Origin of the sequence: uncultured Leptotrichia sp., from assembly GCF_938036635.1 — a bacterium.
Taxonomy (GTDB): domain Bacteria; phylum Fusobacteriota; class Fusobacteriia; order Fusobacteriales; family Leptotrichiaceae; genus Leptotrichia; species Leptotrichia hongkongensis.
The window spans coordinates 1-1,081 of the sequence record NZ_CALHQO010000187.1; the positions used below are offsets into that span (position 1 = coordinate 1).

Below are 1,081 nucleotides of genomic sequence, written 5' to 3' on the forward strand. Positions count from 1 at the left end.
TTTAAATTATCTAAATCTAATTTATCTAAATAATCTTTTGAATATTTTAATTTTTCTATTCTATCCATCAGCATTTTAATTATACTTTCTTGTCCTTTTTTTATCAATTCCATAATCCCTATAAGAAAAAATGTTATTTCTCCAAAATTTTTAGGTTTAGATGTATTTAAAAATAATTTTGAATATTTTTCTTTTTCTGAAAAAATTGAGTAAGACAATGACAATCCTGTAAATATATCAAGTTTTCTAGCTAAATACATTGAAAAAATAAGTCTACCAAATCTACCATTCCCATCATAGAATGGATGTATATATTCAAAATAATAATGGGTAATGCATGCTTTTAATAAAAAATTTATATCTTTTCTATTCATAAATTCTATCAGTTTTTCAATGTGCTCCAATATTAGTTCTTCCGTTGTATCGCCTAAATGAACATTTTTCATTCCCATTGTAATATGAACAATACCTTTTCTAAATAATTTCCCATCTAATTTGTTTTCTGGATTAATTACAATTTCTTCACTAAAAACTTCATCGTATATTTTTCGTATTTCTTCTGCAGAATTAATTTTTTGAATCTTATTTTCTGTTATTTGCTTATATTTTTTTATAATTCCTGAAAATCTATATTTTTTATTAGAATTCATGCTATCATACACATCTTTTTTTGTTGTATGAACTCCTTCAATCCCATTACTTTTTATTATTTCATTAACCATAATTTCTCTTACGCAATAATTTAAAGCCACTTCAGGCAGTTCGTTAGACAAATTTAAAATATCTCTACTATTTTGAATTATTTCATCTTGTAATATTAATACATTTTTTATTGGTAAAAAAAACAATTCCACTTCCTCTGAAACTCTCTCTCCCCGTAAAATTGGCGAAATATATAAGGAAGTTTTATAAACACATGGATTTTCAAGTCTTTTATTCAATTCTTCTTCAATATTAGCTTTTTGATAGTATAATTTTGACAACTCCAAATAATTATTCATAAAAAACTCCTATTTTTTTAAATATTTATCATATTATACCTTATATTTCTAAAAAAATAAAGTTTTTTAAGTTAATATTA

Annotated in this window: 1 protein-coding gene; it reads right to left on the reverse strand. The window is 22.8% G+C overall.

Annotation, left to right across the window (positions count from 1 at the left end; translation table 11 throughout):
* Nucleotides 1–1,001 (reverse strand): Fic family protein (locus tag Q0370_RS03700; protein ID WP_299572281.1); only part of this gene is annotated, 1,001 nt, incomplete at its 3' end.
* Nucleotides 1,002–1,081 lie beyond the last annotated feature (80 nt).